Below are 15,468 nucleotides of genomic sequence, written 5' to 3'. Positions count from 1 at the left end.
TTATCTTAACGTTACATATTTATAAGCATAAATTATCCTATTCATAACAATATGAACTTGGTTTAATTTATGAATGCTGTCTTTGTAGAGTTGAATCAGCTATTAAATTTTAATAATACAATTAATCAATCAAATGAGCAAAAATCTGAAAATATTCTGCTTGATAAGGGATTATTTTTAGAGGAAGTAGATCATTATTTAGAAAAGTATCCAAATACACAACATATTGATATTTATTTGTATGATTTGAATGGACATCTACGAGGTAAAAGAATTGATGTCAAATGCTTAACACAATTGGTGAAAGCATGTTATTTACCCATTTCTATTTATGCGATGAGTCTAAATGGAAATGTGATAGAAGAAACAGGATTAGGTAAATTTATTGGTGAACCAGATCATTTGTGTCAGCCTATCCTAGGTTCATTGCAACCTTGTGCCATAGAGCCTGAAACTAATGCTCAATTGTTATTAACCATGAAGGATGATCGCCATCAAGAGTGTTTAATTGAACCTCGTAATATTTTAAAAAGAATACTCCAACAATTACATGAAAAAAATTATCACCCATGTATTGCAGCAGAAATAGAATTTTATTTGCAGCCGTTGAGTGGGGAACAAGAAGTTCAAGAATTAATAACTCAATGTTTCGATATTCATCTCTCTGATACACATCAACAAATCTTAGATGAGATTGAAGCTATCGCTAAACTACAGAATATTATAATTACAGGAATTATTTCTGAAGCATCTTCAGGGCAATATGAGCTTAATCTACAACACACATGTGATCTTTTAAAGTTATGTGATCAGATTATGTTATTAAAACGAACCATTAAACAAATTGCACATAAACACGGATTTCGCGCAAATTTTCTGGCCAAGCCAGATCTGTTAAAAGCGGGCAGTGGCATGCATTTTCATATGAGTTTGCTTGATCAAGATCAAAACAATATTTTTAGTCCTCAGAAAGATGAGTTATCTCAAGATCTTTTAAAAGTCATCAGTGGTTTGTTATGGTTAATGCCAAGTTCGATGGCAATTTTAGCACCCAATTTAAACTCTTTTAGACGCTTTAAAAAAGGTCATTATGTTCCCTTAGAGGCGAGTTGGGGGCTGAATAACCGTAATGTGGCTATTCGAATACCTTGCTCTGATCAAGAAAATCAAAGATTGGAATACCGTGTGGCTGGAGCAGATTGTAATCCTTATCTTACCATTGCCATGATTTTGATTGGCACACTTTATGGTTTAACACACCAGTTAGAAGTACCGAAACAAATCCATCAAGTTACGTTTAAATCTAAACATTATTTATTGCCAATTGAGCAAATGGAAGCTTTAAAATTATTTAAAAATAACAAGATACTTGCAGAATATTTAGGTAAAGAATTTATGGAATTATGGTGCACAGTAAAACAAGCAGAATACCAAAGCGTTCATAGTCAAATCACATCAATTGAAAAGTCTTGGGATATTTAGACATCTATTGTTTTATCTAGCCTTGATTTAGCAAATAACCGCTTTAAGGTCACAATATATCTTTATAGGACAAATTGAGAAAATACATGAAAAACAAATTGACAGCATGAATAGTAGATTATAATTTAATCACAGTTCCAATTTAGAACTAAGTAGAAATTTATATCTAAGCTTGTTCAAGAGATGATGTAGCTCTTGTCGGCTTGCTGTTGAATATATGATTTCTTGATGGTCTTATTAATGTAGTTAAAGCTGTTTGCGCTTTAGTTTTAGGGGAAGGAAAGCCATAATGTCACATAATACAATTACGGTGCGCCAAACGCAGTTTAAACCTGAGAAAATCAAAGCGCACTATACTGAATCTACGCTTATGTCACATTTTCTCACAGCACTATCTATGAGCTTTCCACAGGGAGAACGTTTTTTTGTAGAAACTGTTCGTAATGTGCGTGATCAAATTCATGATGAACAATTACAAAAAGATATTTCAGGTTTTATTGGTCAAGAGGCGCATCATGCCCGCGCGCATGAAGAGTTCAATCAATTGGTGCAAAGCAGTGAATATCATTTAAAAAAATTTGAAAAGGCTTATGAGCAGGAGATGATTCGCTTACGGACTTTGAGTCAACGCCGTCAATTGGCTGCAACGGTCGCACTTGAGCATTTTACGGCAATGATGGCTGGTTATATGCTTCAGTATCCAAATGTCATGTTTAAAGGTTTATCAGAAAACATGAAGAATCTATGGATTTGGCATGCTGTTGAAGAAATTGAGCATAAGCATGTAGCTTTTGATGTATATCAGCAAGTTTTTGCTAATCTAGCGCAGCGCCGTAGAAGTATGCGAACCATTACTGTCGGATTTATAACTAGCACTATTGTGATGACCAGTCATCTTGCCTGGCAAGACCGCAAAAATACCTTGTATTCCCCAGCACAACTTTTGAAAAATGCTCAAACGCTTTTAGGACTGACTCAAATGACGTGGCGTTTACTACCTGATTATTTAGCATTCTATAAAGCTAGTTTTCATCCGTCTGAGATAAACCAACAAGATTTACTCACCAAAGCGAAAGTGTTGTTAGCTAATTAAATATTCATTTTAAAATCAAATTATTATTAACTTATTCAAGGATACTATCGTTTATATCTCAATTATCTAAATGGTGCGCTCAGCGGGACTCGAACCCACGTCGGTCGCTTAGGAGGCAACTGCTCTATCCAGTTAAGCTATAAGCGCATAATTTTGTGATTATAAACAAAAAAGTGATTGCCTAAGCAATCACTTTTTGATGAATTTGATCAGATATTTAGTCTTTAGCTTTAAGCTTCAAAGCTTTATATAGCACAAACATTAATACAATCCAGATCGGAATCATCAGCACAGATTCTTTGAAACCTTGTTGCCACATGATGTACAGCACGACTGCAATGAAAACTAAGACTAAGTAGTTACTGATTGGTGACCATAACGCAGGGAAACTCGTTTTTAAATTCTTTTCCTTGACCATCGCTTTGAATTTTAAATGAGTTAGGCTGATCATCGCCCAGTTAAGCACTAGAGCGCCAACCACTACATACATCAAATGACCTAAGGCATCTTCTGGAACAAAATAGTTCAACAGTACGCAACCAAAAATCAATAAAGCAGATAATAAAACAGCAGGAATCGGTACACCTTGTTTATTTACTTTAGCGAAAACTTTAGGCGCATTCCCTTGTTGTGCTAAACCGAAAAGCATACGGCTATTGGCAAACATACCGCTGTTATATACAGATAAAGCTGCTGTTAAGATAATGAAGTTAAGTAAATGAGCCGCCCAACCAATTCCCATTTGACTAAAAATCATCACAAATGGACTTTTGTCTAAACCACCTAAATCCAGTTGGTTCCAAGGCACAAGTGAAAGGAGAATCGCTAATGAGCCAACATAGAAAACCAAAATACGCACAACAACTTGATTAATTGCTTTTGGAATGGTTTTCTTTGGATCATTCGCTTCTGCCGCAGCCATACCAATCAGTTCGATTCCACCGAAAGCAAACATAATAAAGGCAAGCATGTAAAACAAACCATCAAAACCGTTTGGAAAGAATCCACCATGTGACCAAAGGTTACTAAATGAGGCTGTTGAATTCGCATCTGCTGTGAAAAGTAAAAACAAACCAAATAAAATCATAGCGACAACAGCTGTGACTTTAATGATAGCTAACCAAAACTCTGATTCACCATATAATTTAACGTTAGTTAAATTAATTGCCGTAATAATGACAAAGAAAAATAACACTGATTGCCAAGCCGCAATATGAGGCCACCAGTAGTTAATGTATTTTGCAACCGCAGTCAGTTCACTCATCGCAACAAGGATATATAGTACCCAATAATTCCAACCTGATAAGAATCCTGGAAACTTCCCCCAATATTGATAAGCAAAATGACTAAATGAACCCGCGACAGGTTCTTCGACAATCATTTCACCGAGTTGACGCATGATGAGAAATGCAATTAGACCGCCAATTGCATAACCTAAAATAATGGATGGTCCAGCAGACTGGATGACTTGTGCAGAACCTAAAAATAAGCCCGTACCAATAGCTCCACCCATCGCGATGAGCTGAATATGGCGGTTTTTAAGTCCACGCTGAAGTTGAGAGGAATCGTTGTTCAAAGGACTGAGCTCGACGAGGAATAATTCGAATATTCTAATAGATTGCAAAGTTTTAGCCTAGTAAAAGTACAGCTTGGCTATGACTGGAAAGTAGTTTTTAAAAGTTATTTAAAATCCTATATTTGAACGAATAGTAAACTATATGGTGGTGGTATTTTAGACATTTAAATCAGACTTTTGTTTTTTAAACAGCAGTTGTTTATTCTCATGCCATTGTTAAGTTATTCAACTTTACTCAATATACACGATGTGCTTTATCTATTCCGTTTTGCTTTAATCGTATAGTCGTATGGCATTTCAGATGACTCTACGATACTTTAAGCTCACATTCACTTGCACTAAGAACATGATAAAAGGATGAAATTGACATGAGTTCAGTACCACAAATTAAAGTCCCTGCAACCTACATGCGTGGTGGCACGAGTAAAGGTGTCTTTTTCAATCTCAATGATTTACCTGAAGCCGCACAAGTTGCTGGAAAAGCACGTGACTTGCTCTTGCTACGTGTCATAGGAAGTCCAGATCCTTATGGTAAACAAATTGATGGTATGGGCGGTGCAACTTCAAGTACCAGTAAAACAGTGATCTTGGCAAAAAGTGCAGAGCCAGAGCACGATGTTGACTATTTATTTGGACAAGTTTCTATTGATCAAGCTTTCGTAGATTGGAGTGGTAACTGTGGCAACTTGACTGCAGCAGTCGGTTCATTTGCTATTTCTAATGGTTTGGTCGATGCAGATCGTATTCCTGAAAATGGGATTTGTACGGTACGCATCTGGCAAAAGAATATTCAAAAAACCATTATTGCACACGTCCCAGTAACCAATGGTCAGGTTCAAGAAACAGGTGATTTTGAATTAGATGGAGTGACTTTCCCTGCAGCAGAAGTTCAAATTGAATTTTTAGACCCCGCTGATGATGGCGAAGAGGGTGGGGATATGTTTCCTACAGGAAATGTTGTTGATCAATTGGTTGTGCCTGATGTTGGAACATTCCAAGCGACATTTATTAATGCAGGCATTCCAACTATTTTCTTGAATGCTGAAGATATTGGCTATCAAGGAACAGAATTACAAGATCGTATTAATGGGGATGCCGCAGCCTTAGCGCGTTTTGAAAAAATTCGCGCACATGGTGCAGTTCATATGGGTTTGATCAAAGATATTTCAGAAGCAGCAGCACGTCAGCATACGCCTAAAATCGCTTTTGTTTCAGAACCTAAAAGCTATACTTCTTCAAGTGGAAAAACTGTTGAAGTAACAGATGTTGATTTATTGGTACGTGCATTATCTATGGGTAAGTTACATCACGCCATGATGGGTACAGCAGCCGTGGCGATTGGAACGGCAGCAGCGATTCCGGGTACTTTAGTGAATTTAGCAGCAGGGGGTGGCGAACGTGAAGCAGTTCGTTTTGGTCATCCATCAGGCACTTTACGTGTCGGTGCTCAAGCCGAGTTAATTGATGGGAAGTGGGCTGTGAAGAAAGCAATCATGAGCCGTAGTGCACGTGTTTTGATGGAAGGTTGGGTTCGTGTACCGGGTGATACTTTCTAAATGCTAATTTAATCCCGTGAATAAAGCCTTCATTTGAAGGCTTTATTATTTTGAAGTTATTCAAAACACAAAAACAATTTCTCTAAATAAATAATGTTATGATGTTGTCATTCTGACAAGTTTTTGCCAGTTGACCCTTTCATTAAAATTTCCCGAGGCAATCGTGTCATCTATTTCTCAAGTTAATGCGGATGTTCTACAACAAGCTCAACAACGTATTCAACAAGATTTATTGACAGCATTGGCTGCATTTTCCATTCCAGAACCTTTAAAGTCAGCGGTTCATCATGCGGTGATGTTGGGGGGGAAACGTGTCCGTCCAGCGTTATGCTACGCAGCAGCTTCGTTACAGTCGAACCACAATTTTGCGGCGGCACGTCGTGCTGCTGTTGCGGTTGAGTTAATTCACTGTTATTCGTTGGCGCATGATGATTTGCCATGTATGGACAATGATTTGCTTCGCCGTGGTCAGCCAACATGTCATGTCGCATTTGGTGAGAATACAGCATTATTGGCAGGCGATATTTTGCAGTCAATGGCATTTGAGATTTTGGGAAGCCGTTTGTTTGATGAACAGGGACAGGGCACAGATGCAGCAGTTGTCTTGAAACAAATGCAGATTTTAGCGACAGCCAGTTCGAGAATGGTAAGTGGTCAGGTCTTGGATTTGCAGGCTGAAGGCAAACAAGTTGATCAAACTGAATTAGAAAATATTCACCGTAATAAAACGGGTGCGTTGATTCAAGCCGCGATTATGATGGGTGCTGTGACCATCTTTAATGGGACAGATCAAGCAATTCCTAAATTGCGTCAATTTGGGCAAACCATTGGTTTAGCTTTTCAAGTACAAGATGACATTCTTGATGTTACCGCGAGCACTGAAATTTTAGGTAAAACTGCGGGTAAAGATGAGCAAGTACAAAAATCTACTTATCCCGCCTTGATGGGTTTGCAACAGGCTCAAGCTTATGCCCAAAATTTACATGATCAAGCCTTTGAAGCATTGGCATATTTTGGCGATGATGCCAAAGAATTAGTTGAGATTTCACAATTCTTGTTAGCACGTCAAAGTTAATCTAAGCTAGGACTGTATACCCATAAAAATGAAATAGGATACGGTTTATGAATGAAGATCAACTAGAACAATTGGCACTGGAGTATGGACAAAAACTTGCTTTTTCGATCCAGTCACAACCTTTTGGCCCAGATTGTGAAGTATTTAAAATTTTTGACAAGATGTTTATGTTGATTGGTTCTTACTCAGGAAAATTGATCATCACTGTAAAATGTAAGCCTGAAAAAAGTCTAGAATACCAAGAACTCTATGCCTCAATTTCAGCGGGTTATCATATGAATAAAAAGCATTGGATTTCGATTGCCAGTAATTCAGATATCACAGCTGATTTAGTTCAGGATCTCATTCAAGATTCTTATGATTTGATCGTAAAACAGCGACCAGTCAAAGATCAAAAATTGATTAATCAATAATTTTTTTAAATCATGAGTTTAAGTACAATTATACTCAACTCTTTATTCGCTCTTTTGATTTCTTTTTAAAATTGATAACCCAAAAAATAAATTGGAAGATAAATAAGGTACATAAAACTTTGATCGCAATTGGATCGAAAAAATAATTTAATAGCCAACTGATTATTAAAAATATAATTTGGAAAAAGGGAATAGCTGGGAAAATAGTAACAAATGCATTTGTTTGTCACCATTTTTCATATGAAAAATATTACGAGACTGTATTTCTGAGGATAAAATTTGTCCACAATAAATGAAACTTAGGATTAAACCTATAATATAAATCATGAGCTTAAAATTTTTATTTGATCTAATGTGCTACTACAAACAGTAACACATTAGAGTTATTAAAATTAATGTTTACCCATAATTCCACGGATAGCATTAAGTACATCCGATGGGAGTACCACAGTTTTTGCATTGCTTGATTTAGATAGATCCTGCATTGCTTTCACATATTGCTCACCTAATAAATAAGCAACAGGAATTTCTTTATCACCTACAGCAGTGGTGATCATTTCAATCGCACGTTGTGAAGATTCAGCAAGGACTACCTGAGCTTCTGCATCACGACGGGAAGCTTCTAAACGACCATCCGCTTCTAAAATTGCAGCTTGTTTTTCACCATCCGCTTTCGTCACTGTTGCACGGCGTTGACGTTCAGCCGCTGCTTGTGCTTCCATCGCAGCTTGCATGGTGTGAGATGGCTGAATATCTTGAATTTCAACTGTTTTAAGGGTGATGCCCCAATCTGAAATATCATCAGAAATGGCAGCTTTTAATTTCGCCTTAATATGATCACGAGATGATAAAGCATCATCTAAATCCATTTCACCGACAATCGAACGTAATGAAGTTTGCACTAGGTTTTGAATCGCCCACGTATAATTTTCAATTCCATACACGGCTTTTTCTGGAGTTGTTAGATTGATATAAGCGACTGCATTCATTACTAAAACAGCATTGTCTCGAGTAATCACTTCTTGTGATGGAATATCTAACACAATATCTTTCGTTGTAATTTTATACGCCACTTCATCGATATAAGGAATAACAAAGTTCAGACCTGGGTTTAGGGTGGTATGGTATTTACCTAGACGTTGCACAATCCATTTATACCCTTGAGGAACAATACGTACCCCTTTAAAAATAGTTGTGCCAATAAAAGCTAAAAGTGCTAAGACAACAATAGTACCGACAGGCATTGGAAACCCTCTTTATGTTTATGAGTTGCTATGTGGTTGAACGACTAAATCATTACCTAAAATATCAATTACTCGGACACGATCACCAACTTGTATTGGAGCTGTAGAACGGCAATTCCATTCATCAGAACCTAAAATAGGCATGGGAAAACGTACAACGATTTGTCCATGATCAAGTCCAGTTTTAATCACCATACCCACTTGACCTATTGTTGATTCACGCGCTAGACCTGCTTTAGTTTTATCAATTGAAAGTGGTTTGATAAACTTGAACCAAAGAATCGTACATAAAATGGATAAAATTCCCCATGTGACCACTTGGGTGGTAAAGCCCATCATTGGGAAAAGCCATAGTAAAATGCAGACCATAATTGCGGCTACGCCAAACCATAACGCAGCAAAAGCGGTCAAAATCAACTCTGAAAGGATCAGCAAAATTCCTAATACAAACCAGTGCCAAGGTTCAACTACAAACTCCATAGATTTGCTCGCATCATTAAACTGAGTTAGGTGAAAAAACATTCACTTTGGCACTTTAGCAGATCATTATGTTTATGAATATACAAAGATTGTTTTTTTAGATATTGGGGCTGATGATTATTATAAAATTGCAGCAACCCCCTGAAGGTAATGATTAGAATTTAGCTTTTGGTGCAGGTTTGAATGCAGCAGGAGATTTCTTAAACGTTGCAATTGCATTTTGGATTGATGTGATTTTCGCTTGAGCCGATTTTTCACCTTCTAAAATTGCTTGATTACTCGATTTCAGATCAAGTACACCCAAATGACCGACTTTCGGTTGAATTACAACACTTGCTTGGCTCAATTCTTCATTAATACTTTGTTGCCCCATAATATTAATGGTCTGATCCAATAAACCCCACATGCTTAATGGTTTATCACCTGTTGGACGCGCAGATATATCGACTGCAATCACAATATCAGCACCCATATCTTTGGCAGTTTTGACAGGAATTGGACTGACTAAACCACCATCTACATATTTGGTATTCCCAATCACCGCAGGGACAAAGACATTGGGAATACTACAAGAGGCCCGTACGGCTTGACCTGCATTTCCTTTAATAAACTCAGCTTTTTTACCATTGTCTAAACGAGTGGCGACCGCAGCAAAGCGAATTGGAAATTTTTCAATGGGTTTGTTACCAACTTGAGTATTGACATAGTTTTGCAGTTTTTGACCCAAAATAATGCCTTGACTATTGATGGTAAGATCACGCAAATCAGATTCTTGAAGTTTTAATGCGAGATTTTGCATTTGATAAGGGGTTTGCCCACTTGCATAAATACTTCCAACAAAGCTACCCGCACTTGTTCCAGTGACAATCTTAGCTTTAATGCCATGAGATTCTAAAACTTTAATGACACCAATATGCGCAAAGCCTTTTGCACCACCTCCACCTAAAGCCAAAGCGATAACAGGTTCACGAGCTTTAATCGAAGTTGTAGGGGGAGCATTTTTTACAGTTTGATCACAACCAAATAAAGCTAAGCTGAATAAAGCCAAGCAAGACAGTCGAGCAATTTTCATATGAAGTGGAGATAAAATAGACAAAAAGATGGGCACATCAGAGCAGATTTACCCCCAATTTTCTAGTCCTTTTTCACAAGTTTTTGTAATGGTTCTGCTAGCCAAGCAGGATTCTTTGGAGAAAAATGACCAACATAACGCTGCATAATCTGTTCAAGGTCATTTTGATAGTGACCTGTTGGTGTAAATGCTCCTAAGCTGTAAATGGTTTTGCGATCGTAGTCGAAAGCAAACATCACAATGGGTATTCCTGCTGCATGAGCTATATGATAAAAACCACTTTTTATTTTTTCAGCTTTTTTTCGCGTTCCCTCGGGCGCCATACCAACCCAAATTTTGTCATATTTGTGAATAGTCGCGACCACTTGTTCAGTGAGACCATTGGTACTATCACGATGAACAGGAATGAGTCCTACCCAATCTAGAAGCGGCTTAAACGGTGGTTTAAATAAAGTATCTTTTCCCAAAACTGTAATTTTTAAACCGAGCCCGCCAATCGCTAAGAAACCATACCAACCATCAATATTTGAAGTGTGTGGAGAAATGATAGCAACTGCTTTGGGTAAGTTTGGAATTTCTCCAACCACAGTCCAACCTTGTCCTAAAAACAGTTTTCTACACAAAGTACGACTGAAAACCGTTCCACGTTGCGGAACTAACGGAGGTAAGTCAGGAAAATATTGTGGCATAAATCTGTAAATACGATGACAACTACCATTTATGTTAAACGCTCATGACAGGTCTCGCATTGGCAAAAACTAAGATTTTATTGCCAGATCAATGAAAGGATTGGATACTTGAGTTCTCTCTTTTATTGCTCTGGAAAACTCTAAATGCTTAATCTTCGACAGATTTACATTTTATTGTTTTCTCTATATTGGGCACAGGGATTACCAGTAGGTTTCATGACCCATGCCTTACCCGTAATTTTAAGAGCACAAGGTGTCTCTTTAGCACATATCGGTGGTTTTGGTTTACTGATGCTGCCTTGGTCGATCAAAATCTTTTGGGCAACTTATGTTGACCGTTTTGCGCTTTCTCGTTTAGGGCACTACCGTAGTTGGATTATTCCGATGCAATTATCGAGTGTTTTTATTTTGGTTATTTTGTCATTTTTCCCTATTCAAGCACTTGATCAACCCAGTTATTTATTTATTTTCTTTGCTCTACTTTTTTTAATGAATTTCACTGGTGCGACACAAGATATTGCCACTGATGCTTTAGCTGTCAATTTACTCAAACAGGATCAACAGCATTGGGGCAATACATTTCAAGTGATTGGTTCACGTTTAGGATTTATTGTGGGTGGTGGAGTAGTGCTTTGGTGTTTAGATTGGTTGGACTGGCAGAAAACTTTTTTAGTTTTAGCTGGGCTAGTTTTTTTGAATACCATACCTATTTTGTTTTATCGAGAGCCTAGGCATGATTTTACAAATAGCGCGCAGACAACTTCTTCGATTTCATTTAGCCAATCAATTAAAAAATATCTTACTTATTTTACATCTTCTCAAGAGTTAAAAACGTGGTTGATAGTCTTATTGAGCTTTAAAGTTGCTGATGGTTTGGCAGGACCATTATTAAAACCTTTGATGGTCGATATGGGTCTAAATTACACCCAAATAGGCGTTTTTATTACTATTTTTGGTGCCATGGCAGCGCTACTAGGAGCAGGTGTTGCTGGGCTTTTATTAAAACATTTTTCCAGAATACGATGTTTAATTACTTTTTCAATTCTGAAGATTATCAGTTTAGTTGCTTATACTGGTATTGCTTATGGGTATGAAACTAATCAGCAGATTACGCCATTTTGGTTATATATCGTCAATGCATTTGAAGATGCATGTTCAGCAATGTTATTGGTGGTCATCTTAACTTTGATTATGCAGTACAGTCGCAAAGCATTTGCAGGTACAGATTTTACTTTTCAGGTATCAATTATGGCTACGATGAGTGGTTTACTCTACTTAGGAAGTGGAATTTTGGCTGATGCAATTGGATATTATCGTTACTTATGTTTGATTTGTATGATTGCTATTTTGAGTCTATTCCCGATTTTCTATTGGAAAGAAAATACAAGATGAAAACAAATTTTTATTACAAATTTCTTTTAATATTTCTTAATTTTGAAATATAAATGATGGTTTTTATATTGGTTCATCCGCAAAGTTTATTGTTTTAGCTCAAAGTCTCGTGATTGCGTGTAAGTATTTTTTATAGAATAGTGTTTTTGAGAATATTGTTTAATTCATTGAAATTTATTAATAAAAAAATATTTTTTATAGAATTCATAAAGTGTAATTGATGTGTGTAAAAATTAAACTTTAGTCGAAAATAGAATAAATAAATAAGATTTTAATCGTTTTGTCATATAAAGTTAATGTGTAGGATTTGTTACAAATTTAGCTAGGACGTAAACAATGAAAATCAAAATTGTAACAGCAGCAGTGCTTGGTTTACTCGCAACTTCAACATTTGCAGCACCAACAATCTATGGTGAAATTGATGCCAGTGTTGATTATTTACCAGAAAAAAATGCAACGATTGGAAATAAAGATGTCTGGGAGATTAGCTCAAATAGTTCGTTTATTGGAATTAAGGGTGATGAAAAACTAACCGATCGTTTAAGCGCTGTATATGCTGCAGAATGGGGTTTAAGTGCTGATGGTGACACCACTGATTGGAGCCAACGTAACCGTTTTATTGGTTTAAAAGACAGCCAATTAGGTACAGTTAAGATTGGTAAGCATGATACGCCTGTAAAGCAATTATCAAGTGTCGTTGATACATTCAATAACTATGTAGGGAATAAAGCTGATATTGGTGGTATTTTCACTGGCGAAAACCGTATCGATAATACGGTGATTTATGAATCTCCAGCCGTTAAATTACTAGATGGTGCATTTAAATTTAACGCATTACTTGCTACGGGTGAATCATCTGGCATCAAAGCGACAAGTGGTGGTGCGAAAGTTGCTGGTCGTGGCTTAGGTGATGCATGGTCTGCATCTGTTACTTATGAAAATCCATTACTCGTGGCGGGTATTGGTTATGACAAAGCAATTCCAAGTAACTTCTTAGGTCGTGGCTTTTTAAATGCTGCTGAAAAAGTGATTGCTGGTGATCAATTATTGGCTGCAGCAAATACTCTTCGAGTTATTGGTAAAGTTACCCCTATTGAAGGGCTTGCATTAAAAGCTCTTTATCAAACTTCGGAAGTAGAAAAAGCATCAGGCAATGCTGCCGGATCTGAAAATATTGATGATACTCAAGGTTGGTTAATTGGTGCTGAATATAATATTCCGCAAGCAAAAAATTGGACGGTAAAAGGTCAATATAGCCAAAATGATACCAGTTTTAAAAACAACACGGCAGATTTTAAAGCCAAACAAGTGATTGCTGGTGCTGACTATGCATTTAGCAAACAAGTTAAAACATACGGTTATGCGGGTTATCTAACGCTTGAACAAGCGGACAAAAAAGATAAGCAACCTGTAGCAGGATTAGGTTTAGAATTTAAATTCTAATATCTCGTATCTAAAAACACCCCCTAAGTTTGACTTAGGGGGTGTTTTTTATTTCTATTTTATTATGTTGTAATATAATCATTTAACTGAATAAAATGATTTTCGACAATAACATTAAGACAAATGTTAGATGAAAAGTAAATGGAATTCATTGTTTTGGAATGAATTATTTTGACATATGCTTTGATGCCTAGATATAGATCCATTGTTTTGTTAACTCTCAATTATTTAGTTTAAGTCATTTTTAAGTTTTTATTCTTATCTTAAGCAAGTTAAGAAATCTATTTTCAGACTGTGAAGATCATGTTCCTACAGAAACTCAAGACCAAATCGATATCCTTGTTTGCATTTAATCTATTGCTTGCAATATGGCTAGGTATTTTTCTTAACTTTGCTTTTTATGAAAAAATCCAATCGCTTACGCCTTATACTGGCATAAAAGCGGGAATGTTTGTCGCAGCATCCGTCATTGTAGTTGTTGCAGCTTATCATTTTATTTTTCAGCTTTTTAACTGGAAATGGACAGCAAAACCAATAGCCATCGCTTTAGTTTTTATTGGTGGCTTTGCTTCATATACTGTGAATACACTTGGTGTTTTAATTACATCAGATCAAGTGCAAAATTTAATGCAAACAGATGTTGCTGAAGCACGTGATACATGGTCTTGGCATTTGGTTGTATGGACATTAGGAATGACAGTGCTTCCCATCATTGCAATTTTGATGGTGAAGTTAAAGCCTGAACCAATCCTGCGTCAAATTGTAAAAAAAGTGATTGCTTCAATTGTTTCATTGGCTTTGGTTGGTGGATTATTGTTTGTTTTTTACGTTGATTTTGCAGCGATATTCCGTGAAAACCGTGATTTGAAGGGAATGATCTCACCGCAAAATATGATTGCTTCATTTGCTTCATATTATAAGAAGAAAGCACCTAAAGAAAACTTACCATTATTGACTTATGGTGAAGATGCTTCAATGCAGAAAGCAGATGTTGCTGCTTTACCCAAATTGATGGTTTTAGTGGTGGGTGAGACGGCACGTGCAGAAAACTTTTCTTTGAATGGTTACGCTAAGAATACCAATCCGAAGCTTGCGAAACAGGATTTAATTAATTTTGCTCAAGTGAGTTCTTGTGGCACAGCGACAGCTGTCTCCGTACCATGCATGTTCTCTGGTATGCCACGTAAAGAATATGATGAACGACTTGCAAGTCATCGTGAAGGTCTACTCGATATTGCAAAACGTGCAGGTTATCAAGTGACATGGATTGATAATAATTCTGGTTGTAAGGGAACTTGTGATCGAGTTGAACAATTTAAGATTCCAGAGCCAATTCAAAAGAAATGGTGTAAAGATGAAGAGTGTTTTGATGATATTTTAATTGATAGCTTGAAAGCATATCTTGCAACAATTCCTAAAGATGATACGCGTCCACGCTTAGTGGTACTACATCAAATGGGTAGCCATGGTCCAGCCTATTACAAACGTATTCCTGCAGAATTTAAAGTTTTTAAACCAACATGTGATACCAATGCGATTCAAGGTTGTTCGCGTGATGCACTTGTGAATAGTTATGATAATACCTTGCTTTATACGGATTATGTTTTGGACTCATTGATTGAAACGTTAAAAGGCCAAACACAGCACGAAGCAGGCTTGTGGTATTTATCGGATCACGGTGAATCAACAGGTGAAAGTGGCATGTATTTACATGGAGCACCCTATGCAATTGCCCCGACTCAACAAACCCATGTTCCAATGTTTATGTGGTTCTCCGATCTTTGGAAAAAACAAGCTCCAGAACAAATGAAATGTTTAGCGAAGCAAAATAAGAGTGAATTGAGTCAAGACAATTTGTTTCCGACGATGTTGAGTTTACTTGATGTCAAAACCAAGGTGATTGACCCTAAAAATGACATGTTAGCGACATGTTCCAACCCATAAGGTGAGATA

At 36.8% G+C, this 15,468-nt stretch carries 13 protein-coding genes and 1 tRNA gene; 8 read left to right on the top strand and 6 right to left on the bottom strand.

The genetic code is table 11. The features are described from left to right. The first annotated feature begins 69 nt into the window (after positions 1 to 69). A complete protein-coding gene (locus tag O1449_RS11385) occupies positions 70 to 1,482 on the top strand; it encodes a glutamine synthetase family protein (RefSeq protein ID WP_269238369.1) in 1,413 nt (470 codons plus the stop codon). A 289-nt stretch (positions 1,483 to 1,771) separates the two neighbouring features. Further along, positions 1,772 to 2,575: a metal-dependent hydrolase gene (locus tag O1449_RS11380; RefSeq protein ID WP_269228539.1), complete on the top strand. Its 804-nt coding sequence runs from the start codon at positions 1,772 to 1,774 to the stop codon at positions 2,573 to 2,575. A 71-nt stretch (positions 2,576 to 2,646) separates the two neighbouring features. Here the strand turns inward: O1449_RS11380 and O1449_RS11375 are convergent. Together O1449_RS11375 and O1449_RS11370 are read right to left on the bottom strand one after the other, a co-directional pair. Then, positions 2,647 to 2,722, bottom strand: a tRNA-Arg gene (locus O1449_RS11375). 70 nt (positions 2,723 to 2,792) lie between these two features. After that, on the bottom strand, positions 2,793 to 4,151 hold the full coding sequence (locus tag O1449_RS11370; RefSeq protein ID WP_269238368.1) for an amino acid permease: 1,359 nt from the start codon (positions 4,149 to 4,151) through the stop codon (positions 2,793 to 2,795). Positions 4,152 to 4,519: 368 nt separating this feature from the next. On the opposite strand from O1449_RS11370, the gene prpF reads away from it, so the two are divergent. The 3 genes from prpF (at position 4,520) to O1449_RS11355 (ending at position 7,195) form a co-directional block, all read left to right on the top strand. Continuing rightward, a complete protein-coding gene (gene prpF, locus O1449_RS11365) occupies positions 4,520 to 5,707 on the top strand; it encodes a 2-methylaconitate cis-trans isomerase PrpF (RefSeq protein ID WP_269238367.1) in 1,188 nt (395 codons plus the stop codon). Positions 5,708 to 5,870: 163 nt separating this feature from the next. Next, positions 5,871 to 6,782: a polyprenyl synthetase family protein gene (locus O1449_RS11360; protein ID WP_269228525.1), complete on the top strand. Its 912-nt coding sequence runs from the start codon at positions 5,871 to 5,873 to the stop codon at positions 6,780 to 6,782. A gap of 47 nt (positions 6,783 to 6,829) precedes the next feature. Next, positions 6,830 to 7,195, top strand: coding sequence for an MmcQ/YjbR family DNA-binding protein (locus O1449_RS11355; RefSeq protein WP_269238366.1), 366 nt, complete (start codon positions 6,830 to 6,832; stop codon positions 7,193 to 7,195). 392 nt (positions 7,196 to 7,587) lie between these two features. Here the strand turns inward: O1449_RS11355 and O1449_RS11350 are convergent, their stop codons facing one another. From O1449_RS11350 to O1449_RS11335, 4 genes are all read right to left on the bottom strand, one after another. Further along, positions 7,588 to 8,439, bottom strand: coding sequence for an SPFH domain-containing protein (locus tag O1449_RS11350; RefSeq protein ID WP_269228523.1), 852 nt, complete (start codon positions 8,437 to 8,439; stop codon positions 7,588 to 7,590). Between the two features lie 18 nt (positions 8,440 to 8,457). Next, positions 8,458 to 8,919: an NfeD family protein gene (locus O1449_RS11345; protein WP_269228522.1), complete on the bottom strand. Its 462-nt coding sequence runs from the start codon at positions 8,917 to 8,919 to the stop codon at positions 8,458 to 8,460. A 154-nt stretch (positions 8,920 to 9,073) separates the two neighbouring features. Beyond that, entirely contained in the window at positions 9,074 to 9,991 is a 918-nt protein-coding gene (locus O1449_RS11340; RefSeq protein ID WP_269239708.1) for a patatin-like phospholipase family protein, read from the bottom strand. A gap of 62 nt (positions 9,992 to 10,053) precedes the next feature. After that, complete coding sequence (locus O1449_RS11335) at positions 10,054 to 10,680, bottom strand: lysophospholipid acyltransferase family protein (RefSeq protein WP_269228521.1); 627 nt, start codon at positions 10,678 to 10,680, stop codon at positions 10,054 to 10,056. A gap of 144 nt (positions 10,681 to 10,824) precedes the next feature. Here O1449_RS11335 and O1449_RS11330 point away from each other — a divergent pair, with 144 nt between their 5' ends. The 3 genes from O1449_RS11330 (at position 10,825) to O1449_RS11320 (ending at position 15,459) form a co-directional block, all read left to right on the top strand. Then, positions 10,825 to 12,072 (top strand): MFS transporter, encoded by a 1,248-nt coding sequence (locus O1449_RS11330; protein ID WP_269238365.1) that lies wholly within the window; start codon positions 10,825 to 10,827, stop codon positions 12,070 to 12,072. A 336-nt stretch (positions 12,073 to 12,408) separates the two neighbouring features. Beyond that, positions 12,409 to 13,515 (top strand): porin, encoded by a 1,107-nt coding sequence (locus tag O1449_RS11325; protein WP_269238364.1) that lies wholly within the window; start codon positions 12,409 to 12,411, stop codon positions 13,513 to 13,515. 303 nt (positions 13,516 to 13,818) lie between these two features. Beyond that, the gene (locus O1449_RS11320) at positions 13,819 to 15,459 is read left to right on the top strand and encodes a phosphoethanolamine transferase (RefSeq protein ID WP_269238363.1); all 1,641 of its coding nucleotides are present in this window, start codon (positions 13,819 to 13,821) and stop codon (positions 15,457 to 15,459) included. Positions 15,460 to 15,468: the final 9 nt, after the last annotated feature.

Origin of the sequence: Acinetobacter sp. TR3 (assembly GCF_027105055.1) — a bacterium.
GTDB lineage: Bacteria > Pseudomonadota > Gammaproteobacteria > Pseudomonadales > Moraxellaceae > Acinetobacter.
The sequence above is the reverse complement of the archived record's forward strand: the minus strand, read 5'-3'. Positions and strand labels throughout refer to the sequence as shown.